This is a genomic window from Citrobacter sp. Cpo126, assembly GCF_030332445.1.
Classification (GTDB): domain Bacteria; phylum Pseudomonadota; class Gammaproteobacteria; order Enterobacterales; family Enterobacteriaceae; genus Citrobacter; species Citrobacter portucalensis.
Map to the genome: position 1 here is coordinate 464,519 of NZ_JAOWHT010000043.1, position 19,317 is coordinate 483,835.

The following is a 19,317-nucleotide window of genomic DNA, read 5'->3' on the forward strand; positions in this document are numbered from 1 at the left end:
TGTTCTTCATTTTAATTAAATACCTTCACCGATGATAAAAAATCTCGCCGTCGTAGGCTTTAATGATCTTAGCATCGGCATCATTGACCAGTACATACGCGCCGCCCATGTAGGTCCAGTGGGTGCCTGCCGTCGGCGCGGGCAGGTTGCGCAGATTCCACTGTTTAATGGTGTATTCTTCGGTGAGATACAGTGGTGGAACCTTGTCACCGGGTTTGAAATGGGTGAAGTCAGCAATAAAGCTGCTCAGTTCATACTTATCGATACCGGTGGGGGCAGCTGTTGCAGCTGGTGCGGCCCAGACGACGCTGCTTGCAAGCAGAAGTGCACCCAGCAACATTTTATTCTTCATACCCATCCTCTCTACCTCTTCGGGTCATCAAAATCAGTCATGTATCATTCCTGGCATACCGGATGTCTGACAAGCACTATTTTGTGATCACTCCAGTAATTTCGTAAAAAGTGTAAATGAAAGTACAGAAATCCGGCAACTGTGACCAGAGGTTTAGCGGCGAAGCATCAGCGTGCAGTGCCAATTTACATCATCAGACACAGACAGTATCCTGTTGCTGAAACCAACATATTACATTTGCGTTTCAACGACTCGGGGTGCCCTTCCTGGTGAAGGCTGAGAAATACCCGTACCACCTGATCTGGATAATGCCAGCGTAGGGAAGTCTGACACTGCTCGTGTCCCTTCTTCGCGCGGGCAGGAGCTGAACAATGCAGCCTGACCTGCACAGCCGCGCGCTCGCGGCTCACACTTTGCACCAATTTAGAAACTTATCCCCGCTCACACACTGTATGACCAATGAGGTCGTGCAGAGCTTTACTGCCAATACGTTACTGGCGCTGGGCGCATCGCCTGCGATGGTGATCGAGCCTGAAGAAGCCAGCCAATTCGCCGCTATTGCCAGTGCATTGCTGGTTAATGTCGGCACCTTAACTCGGGAACGGGCCACGGCGATGCGTGCCGCAGTTGAGCAGGCTCATCATGCTAAAACCCCGTGGACGCTCGATCCCGTTGCCGTAGGCGCGCTTGAGTTTCGCCGCCGCTTCTGCCTGGAATTATTGTCACTACAGCCTGCGGGTATTCGTGGCAACGCTTCGGAAATACTTGCTCTGGCCGGCATGAACGGTGGGGGACGCGGCGTGGATACAACCGATACGGCTGTCGCTGCGCTTCCGGCAGCGCAGGCGCTGGCTCGTCAGATTGGGACCATTGTCGTGGTTACCGGCGAAGTGGATTACGTCACCGATGGTCAGCGTACCGTTTGCGTGGACGGTGGTGACCCGTTGATGACTCGCGTGGTGGGCACCGGATGCGCGCTATCAGCGGTTGTTGCGGCCAGTTGCGCTTTAGGTGGTGACCGACTTGATAACGTCGCCTCCGCCTGTAGCTGGATGAAACAGGCCGGGCAAATAGCCACACAACAATCAAACGGACCGGGCAGCTTTGTCCCGGCATTTCTCGACGCCCTCTATAACCTGAACGCCCAGGAGCAAGCATGAAACGGATTAACGCATTAACGATCGCCGGAACCGATCCAAGCGGTGGCGCGGGTATTCAGGCTGATTTAAAAACCTTCTCGGCGCTGGGCGCTTACGGCTGTTCCGTTATCACGGCGTTGGTGGCGCAAAATACGCGTGGGGTGCAGTCGGTGTATCGCATTGAACCTGATTTTGTCGCCGCGCAGTTGGATTCTGTGTTCAATGATGTGCGTATTGATACGACTAAAATCGGTATGCTGGCTGAGACGGACATTGTCGAAGCTGTTGCCGAACGTTTACGTCGCCATCGAGTACAAAATGTGGTGCTGGACACGGTGATGTTGGCGAAAAGCGGCGATCCGTTGCTGTCGCCCTCGGCGGTAGAAACACTGCGTACCCGATTGCTGCCGCAGGTTTCGATTATCACCCCTAATTTACCCGAAGCTGCTGCACTGCTCGGGGCATCGCATGCGCAGACTGAGCAGGAGATGATAGAGCAGGGAAGGGCGCTACGGGCGCTGGGCTGCGAGGCAGTGTTGATGAAGGGCGGTCATCTGGATGATGCGCAAAGCCCCGACTGGCTCTTTACGCGCGATGGTGAGCAGCGTTTTACCGCACCAAGGGTGATGACCAAAAATACCCATGGCACCGGTTGTACGCTATCGGCGGCGTTGGCAGCCCTGCGTCCGCGCCATAACAACTGGGCCGATACCGTACAGGAAGCCAAACTGTGGCTTTCAGCGGCGCTGGCACAGGCCGACACGCTGGAAGTTGGCGAAGGAATCGGTCCGGTGCATCATTTCCACGCGTGGTGGTAATGGGTATACTGGCTGCAGAAACGGCGGCCAGGAAAAAGATAAATGGAACAAGCGCATACCCAGCTTATCGCACAACTGAATGAACGTATTTCAGCGGCGGATAACACGCCGCTGTATATGAAATTTGCGCAGACGGTGAAGAATGCTGTGCGCAGTGGGATCCTGGAGCACGGTAATATCCTGCCCGGCGAGCGCGACCTCAGCCAGTTGACCGGCGTTTCTCGGATTACGGTACGCAAGGCGATGCAGGCTCTGGAAGAAGAAGGTGTAGTAACACGTGCCCGCGGTTACGGAACGCAAATTAACAATATCTTCGAGTATTCGCTCAAAGAAGCGCGTGGTTTTTCTCAGCAGGTGGTGTTACGCGGTAAAAAACCGGATACGTTGTGGGTTAACAAAAGAATTGTGCCTTGCCCGGAAGAGGTGGCACAGCAGTTGGCTGTTGTCGCAGGGAGTGATGTCTTCCTGCTCAAACGCATTCGTTACGTTGACGAAGACGCAGTCTCTATTGAAGAGTCCTGGGTACCCGCACATCTAATTCATGACGTGGATGCCATCGGTGTTTCGTTGTATGACTATTTTCGTAGCCAGCATATTTTCCCGCAGCGCACGCGCTCACGTGTTAGTGCCAGAATGCCTGACGCAGAGTTCCAGGCGCACATTCAAATGGATAGCAAAGTGCCGGTACTGGTGATCAAGCAGGTAGCGCTTGACCAGCAGCAACGGCCTATTGAATACAGCATCAGTTACTGTCGTAGCGATCTATACGTTTTTGTGTGCGAGGAGTAGCTCCTCGCGTGACGGGGCGCAATCGCCGCCGCGATGTCCAACTACCCAGGACGCCACCGCGTTACCTAACAGCACTGAGTCGGCCAGCGTCCAGCCAGACGCCAGCCCAGCCAGCATGCCGCCAGCGTGGCTGTCACCTGCGCCGATAGTATCAACGACCGCCGTTGCAAATGCCGGTACGCAGCCGGATGTCTGTGCGCTGAAATACCATGCGCCGTCTTTATCGTGACGCACGACCACCGGTGCGGTGAAACGCTGCACCCATTCTGCGCCAAAACCTTCCACATCCTGACTTAATGCAAACCGCTCGGCAGCAATTTCCGCCTCCTGACGATTAAGTGACACCAGCGGACGACAGGCCATAATTCTTGCCAGTAAGGGCTCGGGAATGTCGCCGATGCGCGGGCCAAAATCGATAAATGGTGTCACCTCTTCCTGACCTTCCAGCCACTGCACCAGCAATTCACCGCACGGGGACGCTAGCTGATAACCCGAAAGATACACCAGGCTATGACGCGGGATATCCAGCTGTGCCAGCCAGGCGGCATTCCACTGATTCTCAACGCCGCTAAAAGACATAAAGGTACGCTCGCCATCCGGCTCCACCAGTGCCAGACACCAACCGTTATCGCCTTCGGCATTGTCGATCCGGCTATGCAGTCCCTCTTTTGTCATCCGGTTGCGGATAATGTCGGCCCACACTCCCTGACCCAGTGGTAGAGCATTGCAGGCATCGATACCTAAACGCTTAAGCGTGACGGCGATATTGAGTGCGCAGCCGCCAACGTTAACACCTTGCTGCTTGAGCTCGATGTCACAGCCGCGCCAGGGGAGGGCATACGCATCGGCAATGACATCAATCACCGCCGCACCCACCACCGTTACTGGCCGCTGTGTACGTAATTGCGAGAGAAGTTGTTGCAGATGCGTGTTGCTCATAGCGCCTCCCGCTGCTCGCGCAGTCGCATTAACCCGTTGGCGTAGTGGGCAAAGTCCAGCTGATTCACCGCGTCCAACTCCTGCTTCAATGCTGGGTTGATCGCGCTCACGCCGTGTAATGCACCACAAATGGCGGTTGCCATCGCCCCGATGGTGTCGGTATCGCCGCCGAGGTTAGCGCACAAAATGGCGCAGCGGTTAGGATCGGTCTGTGCCAGCTCAACCATGGCGATAGCGCAAGGAACGGACTCAATGGTGCTGGTTCCTGCCCCCACAACCTGATACAACTGCTCGCTGGCGGACTCGACGCCATCGGCGTTACGGACGATTTTCAGCGCCAGTTCAAGGCGTGCACAAAGCGATGCGCTAAAGGTGGTGATTCGTTTTTGCTGCGCATGCAGGGCAATGGCAGGTAGCGCGTCGACAATCTCTGACCATTTTCCTCCGTCGATGGCGCGCGATACCGCCCACGCGACGACAACGGCTCCCGCGATAGCCAGATCCGATTTATGCGTTGGGCTGGAGGCCAGTGCTACATCATCGATAAAGGCATCAAGATCGCGGGCGGGCAGCAGGCATCCCAGCGGGGAAACGCGCATTGCCGCGCCATTAGTCACGCCGTTGTTTTCCAGTTCGGCGACCGGTTTACCGTCACGAATAGCTTTCAACGCAATTTTCGAGGTCGGGCCGAGCACGTTTTTATTAAAAGCATCAAACTGCTCGGCCCAGGCCAGAATATTGCGACCAATAACGTCTGGCACAATTTCGCCGTCGCACTCAAGCAGGGCATCTGCCAGACACAGTGCCATGGACGTGTCATCAGTGAACTCCGCCTGGTTAAAATAGCAGGCGGCATTATTTTCCGCAGGGCCGGGCAAAAAACGGTCGATCCAACCGAAGTGTGTTTTTACCCGGGTTCTTGGCCACAGTTCCGACGGCATGCCCATCGCATCCCCTAACGCCTGCCCATAAAGAGCACCGAGAATACGTTCTGCTTTCATTTTACTTCCCCTTGTTTCAACGCTACATCGCGATCGTCCACCTTAATGGCGGTGATTTCTTTGTCTGATTCGCGAAAGAAAATCATAAACATCACGGCAATGACGGCAATCATGACCGCGCCAAATCCCCACATGCCAGCCCAGTTAAAGGTGAGACCATTAACCGGTTCTTGATAAGCAAACATTTTTTCCATCATCACGCCGCCCAGACGGTAACCGAGCAGGCTGCCGAACCCCTGACAGCAGAGGGTGATAAGCCCTTGAGCTGCGGTGCGCATGTGGACCGGCGCTTTTTTATCGACATAGATGTAAGCCGTGACGTAATAGAAGTCGTAACTGACGCCGTGCAGCAGAATGCCGAGAAACAGCAGGGCGTAAGTGAAATATTCTTCCGCACCGCCGTAAACGAAAAATCCGTAGCGGATCGCCGCAGTAATAAGACCAAGCAACAATACCTTTTTAATGCCAAAGCGTTTGGTGAAAAACGGTAGCGCCAGCATGAAGAAGATTTCAGAGAATTGGCCCAGTGTCATCCAGCCGGTGGCGTTTTTCATACCGACTTCTGTCAGGTAACCGTTGGCAAAGATGTAATAGAACGCCAGTGGCATCGCAAACAGGAAAGAGCAAAAGAAGAAGACGAGGAAGCTCTTATCGCGGAGCAGGATCAGCGCATCCAGACCCAGCATAACTTTGAAATCCATTTTGCCGGTACTTTTTGGCGGCGTATCCGGTAAAAAGAAGGCAAAAACGCCTAACAATGCGGAGCTTCCGGCAGTGATAAGCAGGGGAATATTGGTCGGTGAGATGTCGTTATAGCCAAGCATTTGCGGTAAGAAACCGCAGGCCAAACCGGAGGCAATCCAGCCAATGGTGCCCATCACGCGGATGCGCGGGAAATCACGTTCAACATCCGGTACGTTGGCAAAAGCAATACTGTTGGTCAGCGCAATCGTCGGCATATAGGTCAACGAATAGGCCAGTAACAGAGGGAAGAATCCGCTAAAGGTGGTTTGCTGGGCGGCGAAGTACATCAGAATAGCGCCGACGAACATCAACACCGCCAGCACTTTTTGCGCGGAGAAAAAGCGGTCAGTGATTGAACCGACCAGAATGGGCGACAGGATCGCCGCAATGGCGGTGCAGGCGTAGGACCAGCCGATCTCACCGGCACTAAAGCCACTTTTACTCAGCCACAGCCACAGTGGTACAAACCAGGCGCCCCAGATAAACCACTCTACAAACATCATGAACGACAGCTTAACTGTAGTTTTCATCTTTAAATCCTTCATGACAGGTAAGGTACGCGCTGATAGTACCATTCAATAATACCTTTGAAATACCTTTGAGATTAAACTTTGACCGCCTTAACATTATTTTTTCCTGAATCGAGCCAGCAGAAGTTGCTGAAAAGTGCGCTAAAGATGGAAAAAAAGCGCAGTCGGTACCAGGCTTAATGCTGCCCGCAAAAAGGCGGGTCAGGACAATCCATATTCCGGTTTTAAACCGGAACTTACGGGAGCATAGCTATGACTGATATTGCGCAGTTGCTTAGCAAAGATGCCGACAGCCTTTTACAGCATCGTTGTATGACCATTCCTTCTGACCAACTTTACCTGCCTGGACATGATTACGTCGATCGCGTGATGGTGGATAACAACCGGCCGCCTGCCGTGCTGCGTAATATGCAGACGCTGTATAACACGGGGCGACTTGCCGGGACAGGGTATTTGTCGATCCTACCGGTGGATCAGGGGGTAGAGCATTCTGCTGGGGCTTCGTTTGCCGCTAACCCGCTGTACTTTGATCCGAAGAATATTGTGGAGTTGGCTATCGAAGCAGGGTGCAACTGCGTGGCATCGACTTACGGTGTGCTGGCTTCTGTCTCCCGCCGCTACGCGCACCGTATCCCGTTCCTCGTTAAAATTAACCACAACGAAACGCTCAGCTATCCGAATACCTTTGACCAGACGCTGTATGCCAGCGTAGAGCAGGCGTTCAATATGGGTGCGGTTGCGGTAGGGGCAACCATCTATTTCGGTTCTGAGGAATCTCGCCGCCAGATTGAAGAGATTTCAGCAGCGTTTGAGCGCGCACATGAGTTGGGTATGGTTACCGTGCTGTGGGCGTATCTGCGTAACTCCGCGTTTAAAAAAGATGGCGTGGATTACCATGTTTCCGCCGATCTTACCGGGCAGGCTAACCATCTGGCTGCCACTATTGGAGCGGATATCGTTAAGCAGAAAATGGCGGAAAATAACGGCGGGTATAAAGCGGTTAATTTTGGCTACACCGACGATCGCGTCTATACCAAGTTGACCAGCGAGAATCCAATTGACCTGGTGCGTTACCAACTGGCGAACTGTTATATGGGGCGCGCCGGGTTAATTAACTCTGGCGGGGCGGCCGGCGGCGACACCGACCTGAGCGATGCAGTACGTACGGCGGTTATTAACAAACGTGCGGGTGGTATGGGGCTGATTCTGGGGCGTAAAGCGTTCAAGAAAACCATGGCCGACGGCGTTAAGTTGATTAACGCCGTACAGGACGTTTATCTGGACAGCAAAGTCACTATTGCCTGATCCTTCGGATTGTCGTTGGGTTAGCGCAACAGCGGACAACCTGGCGGCAGTCTGCAACGTAGCGCAGCGGGCAGGATTTCAATATGAAACTCTTGTCCGCTGAGCGGTTCGCCATCGAGATTAAAGGTAATTTCGTGTGGGGCGCGGATATCAAACCACGACGATGCGCCGTCAATAATGTTAGGGTTGTCTTCGGATTGCGTTAACGCCGAAAGCAGTCCTGGCAGTAGTTCTTCGCCGGTAAAAATGCGCAGTTGCAGCAGACCGTCGTTGATCAGCGCCGTCGGGCAAAGCTGTTGCCCACCACCGGCCTGGCGACCGTTACCGATACCAATCACCAGCGCCTTACCCTGCCAGTGAAAATCCTCCCCACGAATGTCACAGATGTCGGGCTTGAGCGTATCCATGCGCATTAATCCGTGAATAAAATACGATACACCGCCCAGTGCGGCCTTGAGTTTTTCCGGCGTTTCGGTGGTGATGCGCGTGCCAAATCCCCCGGTCGCCATGTTGATAAAACAGGTTTTATCGTTGACCTGCACCATATCGATCGCAGTCGCATTTGCAGCGATAGCCAGCTTTAACGCCTTATCAAGGTCGTCGGGTATACCAACGCTGGTGGCAAAGTCATTCGCCGTTCCCAACGGTAAAATACCCAGCGCTGGAATATTGCCACCCTGCGACTGAATCAGCGCTGTCGAAACTTCGTTGATGGTGCCGTCACCGCCGCCGGCTATCACCGTAGCAACGCCTAGCTGACGAGCTTCATCAACGTAGCGTTGGGCATCGCCTTTTTCCCAGGTCACGCGAACATGGATTTCCACGCCTTCATCGCGAAGCTTCGCAATGGCATCACGCAGGGGGAGATTATCAGCACTTTTTCCATTGAGGATCAGTAAACTGGCAGGGAACGCTATCATCCGTTTGCCTCACTTTTTTTCGTTTTAACAAGTGTATGCCAGGAAAGCGTTTATGGCGTAAGAACTGACTGAAAGCGCAGGCGAAGAGATAAAAAAAGCCGCAGAGCGCGGCTTTTCAGATTGGGCAGACGTTACTGCGGGAACCATTGATCGCTGATTTTCTGGTACGTGCCGTCAGCTTTGATTGCCGCCAGCGCGCTGTTCAGTTTTTCCAGCAGGGCTTTGTTATCCGGGCGAACCGCGATGCCAAGGCCAGTACCGAAGTATTGCGGATCGGTTACTTTGTCAGTGGCTACGCCTAACTGCGGGTTGGTTTTCAGCCATTCGTTAACCACAGCGGTATCGCCAAATACGCCATCAATACGGCCATTTTTCAGGTCGATAATCGCATTCTGATAGCTATCGTAGGCCACGGTTTTCACCTCAGGATGTTTGTCCTGCAGGTATTTCTGATGGGTGGTGCCGTTTTCCATACCGATGCGCTTACCTTTCAGGTCGGCAAAGGTTTTATAGGTGTCTTTTTTCGCAATCACCAGCGCGGAGTTGGCATAGTAAGGCTGAGTGAACGCAACCTGTTTGCTACGCTCGGGCGTGATATCCATTCCGGAAATCACTGCATCATATTTTTTGAATTTCAGCGCGGGGATCAGGCTGTCGAAAGCGTGATTGGTGAAAGTACATTCTGCCTGCATTTGTTTGCACAGCGCCGTTGCCAGGTCGATGTCAAAACCGACAATTTTATTGCTCGCGTCCAGTGATTCAAATGGCGGATACGTGGCTGATACACCGAAACTAATTTTTTCAGCAGCTGAGGCGCCAGCGGCGAAAGTAGCAAGTAATGCGGCCAGTACTAACTTTTTCATGGTGGAACTCCCGTCTGTCAATCTTATGATTATTACCGTGTCTGCGGCGTGGAGTAACAATGCCATTTAATGAATTTATATGCAATAAAAGCGATTAAATATTTTTACTGGTATAAAAAAAGACGGACAATTTAGGTTGTTGTCCGTCTTTATTATTTTGCTTTATGCATATTTGTGGGATGGCGGTGCTAGCACCTTATCCGGCCTACAAAAGGTGCATGAACCGTAGGCCTGATAAGCGTAGCGCCATCAGGCATATGCTTAATTCCGGTGTTCAAACGCCAGCGCTTTACGTTCGATTAAGCGCATCATCAGCGTCAGCAAGCCGTTGACGATCAGGTAAATCACACCTGCCGCACCGAAGACCATAACGTCATAAGTACGACCGTACAGCAGCTGGCTATAGCCCATGACTTCCATCAGCGTGATAGTGTAAGCCAGTGAGGTACTTTTAAATACCAGCACCACTTCGTTGGAATACGAGGAGAGGGCGCGTTTAAAGGCGTACGGCAACAGAATCGCCAGCGTATCCTTTTTGCTCATCCCTAACGCTCCGCAGGACTGCCACTGGCCTTCCGGGATTGCACGGATAGCGCCGTAGAACAGTTGCGTAGTGTAGGCCGCACTGTTTAACGACAGCGCAATTAAGGCGCATAACCAGGGTTCAGAGAGCAGATGCCACAATACCGGATATTCTTGCAATGCCGGAAACTGTCCTGGTCCGTAGTAGATCAGGAAGATTTGCACCAGCAGCGGTGTACCGGTAAACAGCGTGATATAAGCGCGAACCAGCCACACCAGCACCGGCGTTTTCAGCGTCAGGATGACGGTGAAGATCAGCGCCAGCACCAGAGCAACCACGATGGAGGCGACCGTCAGCGTCAGGCTGGTATGCAGCCCTTTCAACAATTCAGGTAAATACTCAAGCATCAGCCTGGTCTCCGCTCAAAACGTGTCGCGCGTAGGTCAATGCGTTTGAGAATGTACTGACTCACCAGCGTAATCACCAGGTAAATAGCGGCCGCCACAATGTACCAGGTAAACGGCTCCTGGGTGCGGGTGGCAATACTCTTCGTTTGCAGCATCAGATCGTTCACGCTGATAAGGCTGACCAGCGCGGTATCTTTCAGCAATACCAGCCACTGGTTACCCAGTCCCGGTAAGGCATGACGCCACATCTGCGGCATCACCAGACGAAAGAAGATCGCGGCTTTAGACAAACCCAACGCCTGACCTGATTCCCATTGTCCGAGTGGCACGGCCTTCAGTGCGCCACGCAGCGTTTGTGATGCGTAAGCGGCGTACAGTAATGACAGTGCAATGACACCGCACAGGAATGGGCTGACGTCGAAGTTTTCGATCTGCATCTGAACCGGGATTTGTACAAACCCGAGATTGATCGTAAAGCCATCGGCCAGCGTCAGCAGCAGCTGTGAGGAGCCGAAATAGATAAACAGAACCACCAGAATTTCTGGCAGACCGCGCAGGATGGTGACCAGGGCCGAGCCCGCCCATGCCACCGGGCGCCATTTTACTGACTCCCAGACGGCAAAAAACATGGCGAGCGCAAGGCCAATGATCAGCGCACAAACGGCAAGGCCGACGGTCATCCCGGCGGCGCTTGCTAAAGGAAAAAATTCATTCATCAAATATTACTTCTGGAACCATTTGTTGTAGATGGTCTCGTAAGTCCCATCTTTCTTCACTTTTTCCAGCGCAGCGTTAAATTTCTGCTGCAGCTCGGTATTGCCCTGGCGTACCGCGATGCCCAGACCTGTACCGAAGTAATCTTTATCCGTTACTTTGTCACCAACCGCGGCAAGCTTAGGATTGTCTTTCAGCCACTCGGTTACTACTGCGGTATCACCAAAGACGCCGTCAATACGACCGTTTTGCAGATCGAGTTTGGCATTCTGGTAGCTGTCATACGGCACAGTGGTCACTTCCGGATGTTTATCCATGATGAATTTCTGGTGCGTGGTACCGTTTTGAACGCCGACTTTTTTACCTTTCAGCTGGTCGATGCTGGTGTATTTACCCTGCTGGCCCACAAACAGCGCAGAGTTGTCGTAGTAAGGGGTGGTGAACAGCACCTGTTTTTCACGCTCAGGTGTGATGTCCATACCGGCCATTACCGCGTCAAAACGACGGAACTTCAGGCTCGGAATCAGGCTGTCGAAGGCCTGATTGGTGAAGGTACACGTAGCGTCAATCTCTTTACACAGCGCATTTGCCAGATCAACGTCAAAACCTACGATCTTGTTATTCGCATCGATAGATTCAAACGGAGGATAAGACGCTTCGGTGGCGAAACGAATGGTTTGGGCTGCGGTAGCGGAAAGACTAAAACCTGCGATTAGCGCGGCAATCAGAACTTTTTTCATTGTATTGTCCCGAATCTTAGTGAGAAAGATAGTTTTTAAACGCTTCGGTTTGCGGGTTGGCAAAGCAGCTCGCATCCCCAAACTCGACGATATGACCGTTTTCCATATACACCACACGGCTGGCCGTTTTACGTGCAACTTCCACTTCGTGGGTGACGATCACCTGAGTAATGTTGGTTTCCGCCAGTTCGCGAATGATGCTGACGATTTGGGCGGTAATTTCCGGGTCAAGCGCGGCGGTCGGTTCATCAAACAGTAGCACCTGCGGCTCCATCATCAATGCGCGGGCAATGGCTACACGCTGTTGCTGGCCACCGGAAAGATGTAATGGGTAACGATCGCTGTAAGGCTTGAGGCGCAGACGTTCCAGCAGTTTCTCGGCGCGCGCCATCGCTTGCTCTTTTGTCAGGCCCAGTACACGGCAGGGCGCTTCAATCAGGTTCTGCACAACCGTGAGATGCGGCCAGAGATTATATTGCTGAAAGACCATGCCCACGTTCTGACGCAGATCCCGAATGGCTTTATCTGACGGGGTCTTCGTGAAGTCGAAACGGTTGCCTGCAATAGAGAGCGTGCCCGAGCGCGGCATCTCAAGCAGGTTGAGTACGCGCAGCAGCGAGCTTTTCCCGGCTCCACTTGGGCCAAGTAACACCAGTGTTTCACCCTGAGGGCAATCCAGCGTGATATCGAACAGCGCCTGATGTGCGCCGTAGAAGCAGTTAATGCCGTTTAATTGAATACTCATTGACACTCGATACTGGCAGTCTGATAGCTATTGAAGCCGCAGATACTACCTTTGACAGAATAGTTATGCAATATTTATGCGTTAAAAGTTAAATGCAAACCGCATTCTTCTCTAAACATAGCACAAAATAGCGGGGCCACCAGTGGGCAAGAATAAATGTCGGCATTCTATGCAGAATGCCAGACAATTTATGGGGGTTATGATTTAAGCGGGTGAATGGGGCGGTTAGCGGTTTTCGACAGACTGGCGTAGCGTCCCGGCTGGCGCGTGTACGCTGCCGCCCAGATAGCGTACATCATCAACGACCCAGCACTGACCTTCACGGATCATCAGCACTTCATCACGCCAGCTTTGGTCACCTTGTTTCAGCTCTACGCGCAGTGGAATGTTGCGTGCATCACTATTCGGAATAGTCGATGCGCTGGCGACACTGGCGCTGTCTGGTAACGTAGCGCGACTGGAGAACGGATCGCTGTTAAACAGGTCGCGGTGTGCATTATCGCGGCTGGCGTCGGTTAGCAGTTTAGCCAGATTGTCGCTCAGGTACGGACGAAGGGCGGTAATGTCATTGTTTCGATGCTGAATACGGTAATCATAGAATTGTTGAGCCACGCTGTCTGGCCCACCTTCTATGCATGAACCACTACGCGTGCCGTTATCTTTATAGACCGGCGTCACGGTCGTACAGGCGCTGAGAAGTAGTGCACATGGAACCAGCAGAGAGAGTTTCGAATAGCGCATAATGATTTCCTTATAAGCTTCCTACTAATTGTGTTCTACGATGAACAATTCGGTCTCACTAAAGATTGTATGATCGATTAACACATTGTTTTTGCTAAAGCAAATTCGCGGACACCCCACCTGAAGCATGTTGGTGGCGCTCGTTGCCAGCTTCAGCTTTAGTATATCAACCTGCAACGGGGCGTTGGCAGCCATTCATGCTTCTTATACTGTATAGACCATCTGAGCATTTGCATGTTCCATTTGCCGCGCTTTACGCCTGGCTAAACAAAACTCATGCCGTGTTGTTGGCTATAAGGGACTCCGGATAGCTAAAATAAGAGTTGCTTAATCTCGGTGCCCGTGCGTTAATGATCCGGTCGGTTTGAATAACAGACGATATACAAAGTAGTTTACTCAAGCAGTTCTCATTTTCAGGTGTAATCCGTTTATCCCCTCTTTGAGTCTCTTCATTAAGCACTACGAAGTTTCTGTCATAAAAACCAAGCTTGCCGAAAGGCTCAAATTAAGGAATAAATATATGTCTACTAAAATGACTGGTTTAGTTAAATGGTTCAATCCTGAAAAAGGTTTTGGCTTCATTACGCCTGCAGATGGCAGCAAAGATGTCTTTGTCCATTTCTCAGCGATTCAAAGTAATGAGTTTAAGACGCTGAATGAAAACCAGAAAGTCGAATTCGGTGTGGAGCAGGGACCTAAAGGTCCATCCGCAATTAATGTTGTGGCGCTTTGAGGTAACTATTATTACTAATCATATTCACTTTCGCTGTCCATGTTGCCATGGTTCCCAATACAGAACATCAACCTTTGATGTTACTGAGGGAAATCCGTTCGGGGCAAAATGTATTTTTTGTAAATCAAAAATGATTACATTTGATAACGTAGCAATGTACATTCAGTCCGGCCAGGCGCCATTAGATTTTAGAAAATAATAACTTCAGGCCCCCAAACATCTGGGGGCTTTTTTATTTCTGGCGGCATGCCAGTCAAATAAAAATAAAAAACGCACCACCTGAAACCGCTACACATCAACAAGGATAGCAGTTTTATTTGGCGGGCTTTCCTTTGAGTGTCATAGTGTATTGGTTTGATAATGCTTTTGAGATTGTGCTCTTAGCACAAAAAGGAGATTAACCATGCAGTTTTCGACAACCCCTACGCTGGAAGGACAGAGCATCGTGGAGTACTGCGGTGTTGTTACCGGTGAAGCCATTTTAGGCGCGAATATTTTCCGCGATTTCTTCGCCGGCATTCGCGATATTGTTGGCGGTCGCTCCGGCGCGTATGAAAAAGAGCTGCGTAAAGCGCGTGAAATTGCTTTTCAGCAGCTGGGCGAACAGGCGAAAGCGCTGGGTGCTGATGCGGTGGTCGGTATCGATATCGATTACGAAACCGTAGGCAAAGACGGTAGCATGCTGATGGTGAGCGTCAGCGGTACCGCGGTGAAAACTCGCCGATGAAACGTCTGTTGTGTCTGCTGGCATTTACGCTGTTGCTGGTGGGATGTGCTGGCGAAAAAGGGATTGTCGACAAAGACGGGTATCAGTTAGATACCCGCCGTCAGGCCCAGGCTGCTTATCCGCGCATTAAAGTACTGGTTATCCATTACACGGCCGATGATTTTGACTCTTCCCTGGCTACGCTGACCGATAAAAACGTCAGTTCACACTATTTGATCCCCGCAGTGCCGCCGCTTTACCATGGTAAACCGCGTATCTGGCAACTGGTGCCGGAAAAAGATCTGGCCTGGCATGCGGGGATTAGCTTCTGGCGCGGTGCTACGCGTATTAACGATACCTCAATTGGTATTGAGCTGGAAAACCGCGGCTGGCAAAAATCAGCGGGCAGCAAGTATTTTGCGCCGTTTGAGCCCGCGCAGATTCAGGCGTTAATCCCATTGGCGAAAGATATCATCGCCCGCTACGACATAAAACCGCAAAACGTGGTGGCTCATGCAGACATTGCGCCGCAGCGTAAGGACGATCCCGGTCCGCTGTTTCCGTGGCAAGCACTGGCCGCTCAGGGCATTGGCGCATGGCCGGATGCTCAGCGTGTGGCATTTTATCTCGCCGGACGAGCGCCCCATACGCCGGTAGAAACCGCGTCATTGCTCGATCTGCTGTCACGCTATGGCTATGAGGTAAAACCCGAGATGACGCCGCGTGAACAGCAGCGGGTGATTATGGCGTTCCAGATGCACTTCCGCCCGACGTTGTGGAATGGCGTGGCGGACGCGGAAACGCAGGCGATTGCCGAAGCGTTACTGGAGAAATACGGGCAGGGTTAACGCAGACACCAATGCCTGATGGCGCTTCGCTTATCAGGCCTACGGTTAATTTGGCAGGATTTTGTGGCGCTTGTGCCGCCACCCTGCAATGGCTATCAGCCTAACGCGGCAGCTTACCGTGGTCGCGCAGCCAGGCCGCGGTACGCTCAATCCCTTCATCCAGCGTCACAACTGGCTGATAACCTAACTCTTCCTGGGCGCGGCTGGTATCCAGCGTAAAGTCAAAATTCAGCTTCGAAACGCCGTAATGCGTAAGCTTTGGCTCTTTCGCCGATTTATTGCCTAAACGCTCCATGCTGCGGGCAATCATGTCCAGCATCGGGTAGGGCACGGAGCGGATACGGCAATCAATATTCAGCTCGTCGATAAGTTTCTGCACAATACTGCGCAGGGTGCGATGTTCACCGTTGGTTATATTGTACGCGCGACCCGACGGCAGCTTATCGCAGGCTTGCTGACTCGCCAGCCACATCGCGTGAACCGCGTTCTCGTAATAGGTCATATCCACCAGCGCACTCCCGCCGTGCGGCAACAGGATGCTGCCGTAGTGGTACATCATATGGGCGAGGCGGGGAATAAAGACTTTATCGTGAGGTCCGAACAAGCTTTGTGGGCGCAAGACAGTAAAGCGAGTCTGCGGGTTGGCCTGGGCGAGCAGCGCAATCACCTCTTCACCAGCCGCTTTGCTGCGGGCGAATTCGTTGGCGAAGCGATGGGGACGGAAGTCTTCTTTGATATCGCGATGATGGTGATAATCAAAATACAGCGACGGAGAGGAGATATGAATAAAGTTACGTACGCCCCAGGCTACGGCCCACTCGCCCAGACGGCGGGTAGCACGAACGTTGGCCAGATCAAAAGCTTCCTGAGTTCCCCATGGAGAGGTGAAACTGGAGCAGTGCCACAGCGTGTCAATGCCGGCCAGCATCACTTTTGCCTGCGAAGAAACCAGCTCGGTCAAATCCGCATGCACAAACTCTGCGCCCATTTTCTCCAGCAGCTTGCCCATCGCTTCGTTGCGACCGGTGGCTCTGACGCTGACGCCTTTGCTGCATAAAAACTCAACCGCGTTTCGGCCCAAGCCGCTGGTGGCTCCGGTAACCAGTACCTTCATATCAATCCACTGTGTTTAAAAAACGTCGTGCGCATTCTTCCGTGAATTACGCCTGTATGCAATGGGAAACATGAAAGAATACAGGCTCTTTTTATCATTAGTCTGTGATTTGTTCTGCAAGTTTGGCTATACGCTTCGCCATCCCCCTGAAAATGAACAGGTGGGCGGGGATCATCAACAGCCAGTAGAAGAGGCCAGGCATACCGTGCGGATGCCACCACGCGCGTACATCAATGCGTCGGTGATCGCCTTTATCTTCCAGTGTGAAGCTCAGGCGACCCAGTCCCGGCGCTTTCATCCCAAACAGCAGCGTCAGCTGTTTCTCCGGCTCAACGATGATGACTTTCCAGCTATCAACGGTGTCGCCAACTTGCAATAGTGGGTGTTCGGGACGACCTTTTGCCAGCTTATGGCCGACCAGCAGGTCCAACGCCGCGCGCGTCTTCCATAGAATATTGCCAAAGAAATAGCCTTCTTTGCCGCCGAGTCGATTCACAACCTGCCACAGCGCTTTTGTGCTGGCAGAGGTTTCAACGCTAAAGCCAGCTTGTTTGGCGAAATAGCCATATTCTGGACGCCAGCGGGCAAACGCCTGTGCGTCGTAACCCCAGTCGCTGGAGTTGACCAGCTTCTCTTCTTCCTTCAACGTGCTGCGCACCGCGTCATCAAAGGCAATCAGTTTTTGAGGGATCAGCGCACGTAATTCGGTGTCATCGGCCAGCAGGTCGTGTTTTAAGCCCTGGATCAGCGCTTTGGCCGTGGTTGGCGGCACTGACGTAATGACGTTTAAAAACCAGACCGAAATCCAGCGGGTAGGAAAGGGGATGGGGATGAGCAGGCGATGTTTACCGCTGACCGCCATAAAATGCTCGAACTGTTCCTGATAGCTCAACACCTGCGGCCCGGCGGCTTCGAGGACGCGGTGATGTGGTGTGGGATTTTCCAACAATGCCACCAGATAGTACATTAAATTCTCCAGCGCGATAGGCGTGGTACGCGAGCGTACCCAGCGTGGAGGGGTGAGAACCGGCAGGTTGTAAACCATATCGCGCATGACTTCAAAGGCAGCGGAACCCGCTCCCACGATAATGCCCGCGCGCAATTCCGTCATTGGCACGCCTGACTCGCGCAAGGTGTCCGCGGTTATCTGTCGTGCACGCAGATGATCGGATTGTTCATGCCGGGGAGCCTGCAATGAGCTCAGGAAAATAAGCTGTTTAACTGGCGTATTACGCAGCGCATCGCGCACGTTCATCGCCACCTGGCGTTCGTGGGCGATAAAATCACCGCCTTCGCCCATACCATGAACCAGATAATAAACCGTATCAACACCCGTCAGCAGCGGGGTGAGGTTATCTGGCCAATTCAAATCGACCTTGTGGCAACTGACATTGGCCAGTTGATGCTTTTCCAGCCGTTCAATGCGACGTGCCGCAGCCAACACCTGGTGCCCTTGCTGACTGAGCGCCTGTACCAAATGCTGACCAATGTAGCCACTGGCGCCAAGAACCAAAATCCGTTGCGGCACGCCCATCTCCTTATTGGGTTAAAAAAGCGCGCCAGTGGGCGACGACTTCAGCAAGTTGTTCACGTGATACGTCCAGGTGCATCACCAGGCGCACAATCGGGGAGGCGTTAATCAGCACACCTTGCGCTTTCATATACTCGCCCAGCGCGGTAGCGTGCTCTTCGCCAACGCGAACAAACAGCATGTTGGTGTCGTGGCGCATGACGTCCGCCCCTGCTTCGCGCAGCTGCTCCGCCATCCAGGCGGCGTTGTCATGATCTTCCTGTAACCGCGCCACGTTATTTTTCAGCGCATACAGCCCGGCCGCTGCCAGAATACCGGCCTGACGCATTCCGCCGCCGGTCATTTTGCGCCAGCGAATAGCGCGTTTGATGTACTCGTGGCTGCCGACCAGCAGTGAACCAACGGGGGTACCGAGGCCTTTGGAGAGGCAAATGGTGAACGAATCACAGTATTGCGTGACATCTTTAAGTTCACAGCCGTAGGCGACGATGGCGTTAAAAATACGTGCGCCGTCGACGTGCAGGGCAAGATTACGCTCACGGGTGAATTCCCAGGCGTCTTTCAGATACTCGCGCGGCAGCACTTTGCCGTTGTGGGTATTTTCCAGACTGAGCAAGCGGGTGCGGGCAAAATGGATATCGTCCACTTTGATTTTTGCAGCTACTTTGTCCAGAGGCAGGGAGCCATCTGGTGCGGCGTCGATAGGTTGCGGTTGAATGCTACCGAGCACCGCTGCGCCACCTGCTTCGTAGAGATAGTTATGCGCGCCCTGACCGGCAATGTACTCTTCGCCACGCTGACAATGGCTGAGCAGCGCCACCAGGTTAGCCTGAGTACCGGTAGGTAAGAAAATAGCGGCTTCTTTACCAGAAAGCTCTGCGGCGTGTTGCTGGAGGGCGTTAACGGTAGGGTCGTCTCCATACACGTCATCCCCGACCGGGGCTGCCATCATCTCTTCCAGCATGGCGCGACTCGGCCGGGTGACGGTATCACTGCGTAAATCAATCATGGTGTCTCCTTATTACACTTCATCCTTCAGGCTGCCTCGGCGTTGGCCGCACCCTTAAACCCCAGTCACATAGTATACCTATGCTCCTGGGGATTTTCGGGCTAGC

Annotated in this window: 22 protein-coding genes and 1 riboswitch; of the genes, 8 read left to right on the forward strand and 14 right to left on the reverse strand. The window is 52.8% G+C overall.

The window, feature by feature from the left end:
- Positions 1-25: 25 nt before the first annotated feature.
- On the reverse strand, positions 26-358 hold the full coding sequence (locus OGY17_RS22730) for an RcnB family protein (protein WP_003834436.1): 333 nt from the start codon (positions 356-358) through the stop codon (positions 26-28).
- Positions 359-595: 237 nt separating this feature from the next.
- A riboswitch (TPP riboswitch) is annotated at positions 596-692 on the forward strand.
- A 31-nt stretch (positions 693-723) separates the two neighbouring features.
- Between OGY17_RS22730 and thiM the strand changes: the two genes are divergently transcribed.
- From thiM to OGY17_RS22745, 3 genes are read left to right on the forward strand one after another with little or no spacing between them, the layout of a single operon-like run.
- Complete coding sequence (gene thiM, locus OGY17_RS22735; protein WP_286608398.1) at positions 724-1,512, forward strand: hydroxyethylthiazole kinase; 789 nt, start codon at positions 724-726, stop codon at positions 1,510-1,512.
- A complete protein-coding gene (thiD, locus tag OGY17_RS22740) occupies positions 1,509-2,309 on the forward strand; it encodes a bifunctional hydroxymethylpyrimidine kinase/phosphomethylpyrimidine kinase (protein WP_286608400.1) in 801 nt (266 codons plus the stop codon). Before thiM ends, thiD begins: the two co-directional genes overlap by 4 nt.
- 42 nt (positions 2,310-2,351) lie before the next feature.
- A complete protein-coding gene (locus OGY17_RS22745) occupies positions 2,352-3,098 on the forward strand; it encodes a GntR family transcriptional regulator (RefSeq protein ID WP_008785236.1) in 747 nt (248 codons plus the stop codon).
- On the opposite strand, the gene OGY17_RS22750 is transcribed toward OGY17_RS22745, so the two are convergent.
- The 3 genes from OGY17_RS22750 to OGY17_RS22760 are packed head-to-tail and all read right to left on the reverse strand — an operon-like array spanning position 3,072 to position 6,312.
- Positions 3,072-4,037, reverse strand: coding sequence for a PfkB family carbohydrate kinase (locus OGY17_RS22750; protein ID WP_286608402.1), 966 nt, complete (start codon positions 4,035-4,037; stop codon positions 3,072-3,074). The two genes, OGY17_RS22745 and OGY17_RS22750, sit on opposite strands and share 27 nt — an antisense overlap.
- Entirely contained in the window at positions 4,034-5,038 is a 1,005-nt protein-coding gene (locus tag OGY17_RS22755) for an ADP-ribosylglycohydrolase family protein (RefSeq protein ID WP_286608404.1), read from the reverse strand. Before OGY17_RS22755 ends, OGY17_RS22750 begins: the two co-directional genes overlap by 4 nt.
- On the reverse strand, positions 5,035-6,312 hold the full coding sequence (locus OGY17_RS22760) for a nucleoside permease (RefSeq protein WP_286608406.1): 1,278 nt from the start codon (positions 6,310-6,312) through the stop codon (positions 5,035-5,037). Before OGY17_RS22760 ends, OGY17_RS22755 begins: the two co-directional genes overlap by 4 nt.
- A gap of 252 nt (positions 6,313-6,564) precedes the next feature.
- Here OGY17_RS22760 and fbaB point away from each other — a divergent pair, with 252 nt between their 5' ends.
- The gene (gene fbaB, locus OGY17_RS22765) at positions 6,565-7,617 is read left to right on the forward strand and encodes a class I fructose-bisphosphate aldolase (RefSeq protein WP_286608408.1); all 1,053 of its coding nucleotides are present in this window, start codon (positions 6,565-6,567) and stop codon (positions 7,615-7,617) included.
- 20 nt (positions 7,618-7,637) lie between these two features.
- On the opposite strand, the gene yegS is transcribed toward fbaB, so the two are convergent.
- The 7 genes from yegS to OGY17_RS22800 all read right to left on the reverse strand — a co-directional run bounded on the left by yegS (position 7,638) and on the right by OGY17_RS22800 (position 13,270).
- Positions 7,638-8,537: a lipid kinase YegS gene (gene yegS, locus OGY17_RS22770; protein WP_048215937.1), complete on the reverse strand. Its 900-nt coding sequence runs from the start codon at positions 8,535-8,537 to the stop codon at positions 7,638-7,640.
- 131 nt (positions 8,538-8,668) lie between these two features.
- A complete protein-coding gene (artJ, locus tag OGY17_RS22775; RefSeq protein WP_286608410.1) occupies positions 8,669-9,400 on the reverse strand; it encodes an arginine ABC transporter substrate-binding protein ArtJ in 732 nt (243 codons plus the stop codon).
- Positions 9,401-9,661: 261 nt separating this feature from the next.
- A complete protein-coding gene (gene artM / locus OGY17_RS22780; RefSeq protein WP_003840185.1) occupies positions 9,662-10,330 on the reverse strand; it encodes an arginine ABC transporter permease ArtM in 669 nt (222 codons plus the stop codon).
- On the reverse strand, positions 10,330-11,046 hold the full coding sequence (gene artQ, locus OGY17_RS22785; protein WP_003027301.1) for an arginine ABC transporter permease ArtQ: 717 nt from the start codon (positions 11,044-11,046) through the stop codon (positions 10,330-10,332). The genes artM and artQ overlap by 1 nt, the downstream gene beginning before the upstream one ends.
- 6 nt (positions 11,047-11,052) lie before the next feature.
- Positions 11,053-11,784 (reverse strand): arginine ABC transporter substrate-binding protein ArtI, encoded by a 732-nt coding sequence (gene artI / locus OGY17_RS22790; RefSeq protein ID WP_003027298.1) that lies wholly within the window; start codon positions 11,782-11,784, stop codon positions 11,053-11,055.
- A 16-nt stretch (positions 11,785-11,800) separates the two neighbouring features.
- On the reverse strand, positions 11,801-12,529 hold the full coding sequence (gene artP / locus OGY17_RS22795) for an arginine ABC transporter ATP-binding protein ArtP (protein ID WP_003027295.1): 729 nt from the start codon (positions 12,527-12,529) through the stop codon (positions 11,801-11,803).
- A gap of 225 nt (positions 12,530-12,754) precedes the next feature.
- Entirely contained in the window at positions 12,755-13,270 is a 516-nt protein-coding gene (locus OGY17_RS22800; protein WP_003834409.1) for a lipoprotein, read from the reverse strand.
- A 520-nt stretch (positions 13,271-13,790) separates the two neighbouring features.
- Here OGY17_RS22800 and cspG point away from each other — a divergent pair.
- The 4 genes from cspG (at position 13,791) to OGY17_RS22820 (ending at position 15,557) form a co-directional block, all read left to right on the forward strand.
- Entirely contained in the window at positions 13,791-14,003 is a 213-nt protein-coding gene (gene cspG / locus OGY17_RS22805) for a cold shock protein CspG (RefSeq protein ID WP_020996661.1), read from the forward strand.
- A gap of 10 nt (positions 14,004-14,013) precedes the next feature.
- Positions 14,014-14,202 (forward strand): cold shock small protein YmcF, encoded by a 189-nt coding sequence (ymcF, locus tag OGY17_RS22810; RefSeq protein WP_071692589.1) that lies wholly within the window; start codon positions 14,014-14,016, stop codon positions 14,200-14,202.
- A gap of 204 nt (positions 14,203-14,406) precedes the next feature.
- A complete protein-coding gene (locus OGY17_RS22815) occupies positions 14,407-14,730 on the forward strand; it encodes a heavy metal-binding domain-containing protein (RefSeq protein ID WP_286608412.1) in 324 nt (107 codons plus the stop codon).
- Positions 14,727-15,557 carry an N-acetylmuramoyl-L-alanine amidase gene (locus tag OGY17_RS22820; protein WP_032943958.1) on the forward strand — a complete coding sequence of 277 codons (831 nt, stop codon included), beginning with the start codon at positions 14,727-14,729 and terminating at the stop codon, positions 15,555-15,557. The genes OGY17_RS22815 and OGY17_RS22820 overlap by 4 nt, the downstream gene beginning before the upstream one ends.
- 100 nt (positions 15,558-15,657) lie before the next feature.
- Here the strand turns inward: OGY17_RS22820 and OGY17_RS22825 are convergent, their stop codons facing one another.
- The 3 genes from OGY17_RS22825 to ltaE all read right to left on the reverse strand — a co-directional run bounded on the left by OGY17_RS22825 (position 15,658) and on the right by ltaE (position 19,211).
- The gene (locus OGY17_RS22825) at positions 15,658-16,671 is read right to left on the reverse strand and encodes a 3-beta-hydroxysteroid dehydrogenase (protein WP_060683559.1); all 1,014 of its coding nucleotides are present in this window, start codon (positions 16,669-16,671) and stop codon (positions 15,658-15,660) included.
- Between the two features lie 97 nt (positions 16,672-16,768).
- The gene (locus OGY17_RS22830; protein ID WP_286608414.1) at positions 16,769-18,199 is read right to left on the reverse strand and encodes an SDR family oxidoreductase; all 1,431 of its coding nucleotides are present in this window, start codon (positions 18,197-18,199) and stop codon (positions 16,769-16,771) included.
- A 10-nt stretch (positions 18,200-18,209) separates the two neighbouring features.
- Entirely contained in the window at positions 18,210-19,211 is a 1,002-nt protein-coding gene (gene ltaE, locus OGY17_RS22835) for a low-specificity L-threonine aldolase (protein WP_252430106.1), read from the reverse strand.
- Between the last annotated feature and the right edge of the window lie 106 nt (positions 19,212-19,317).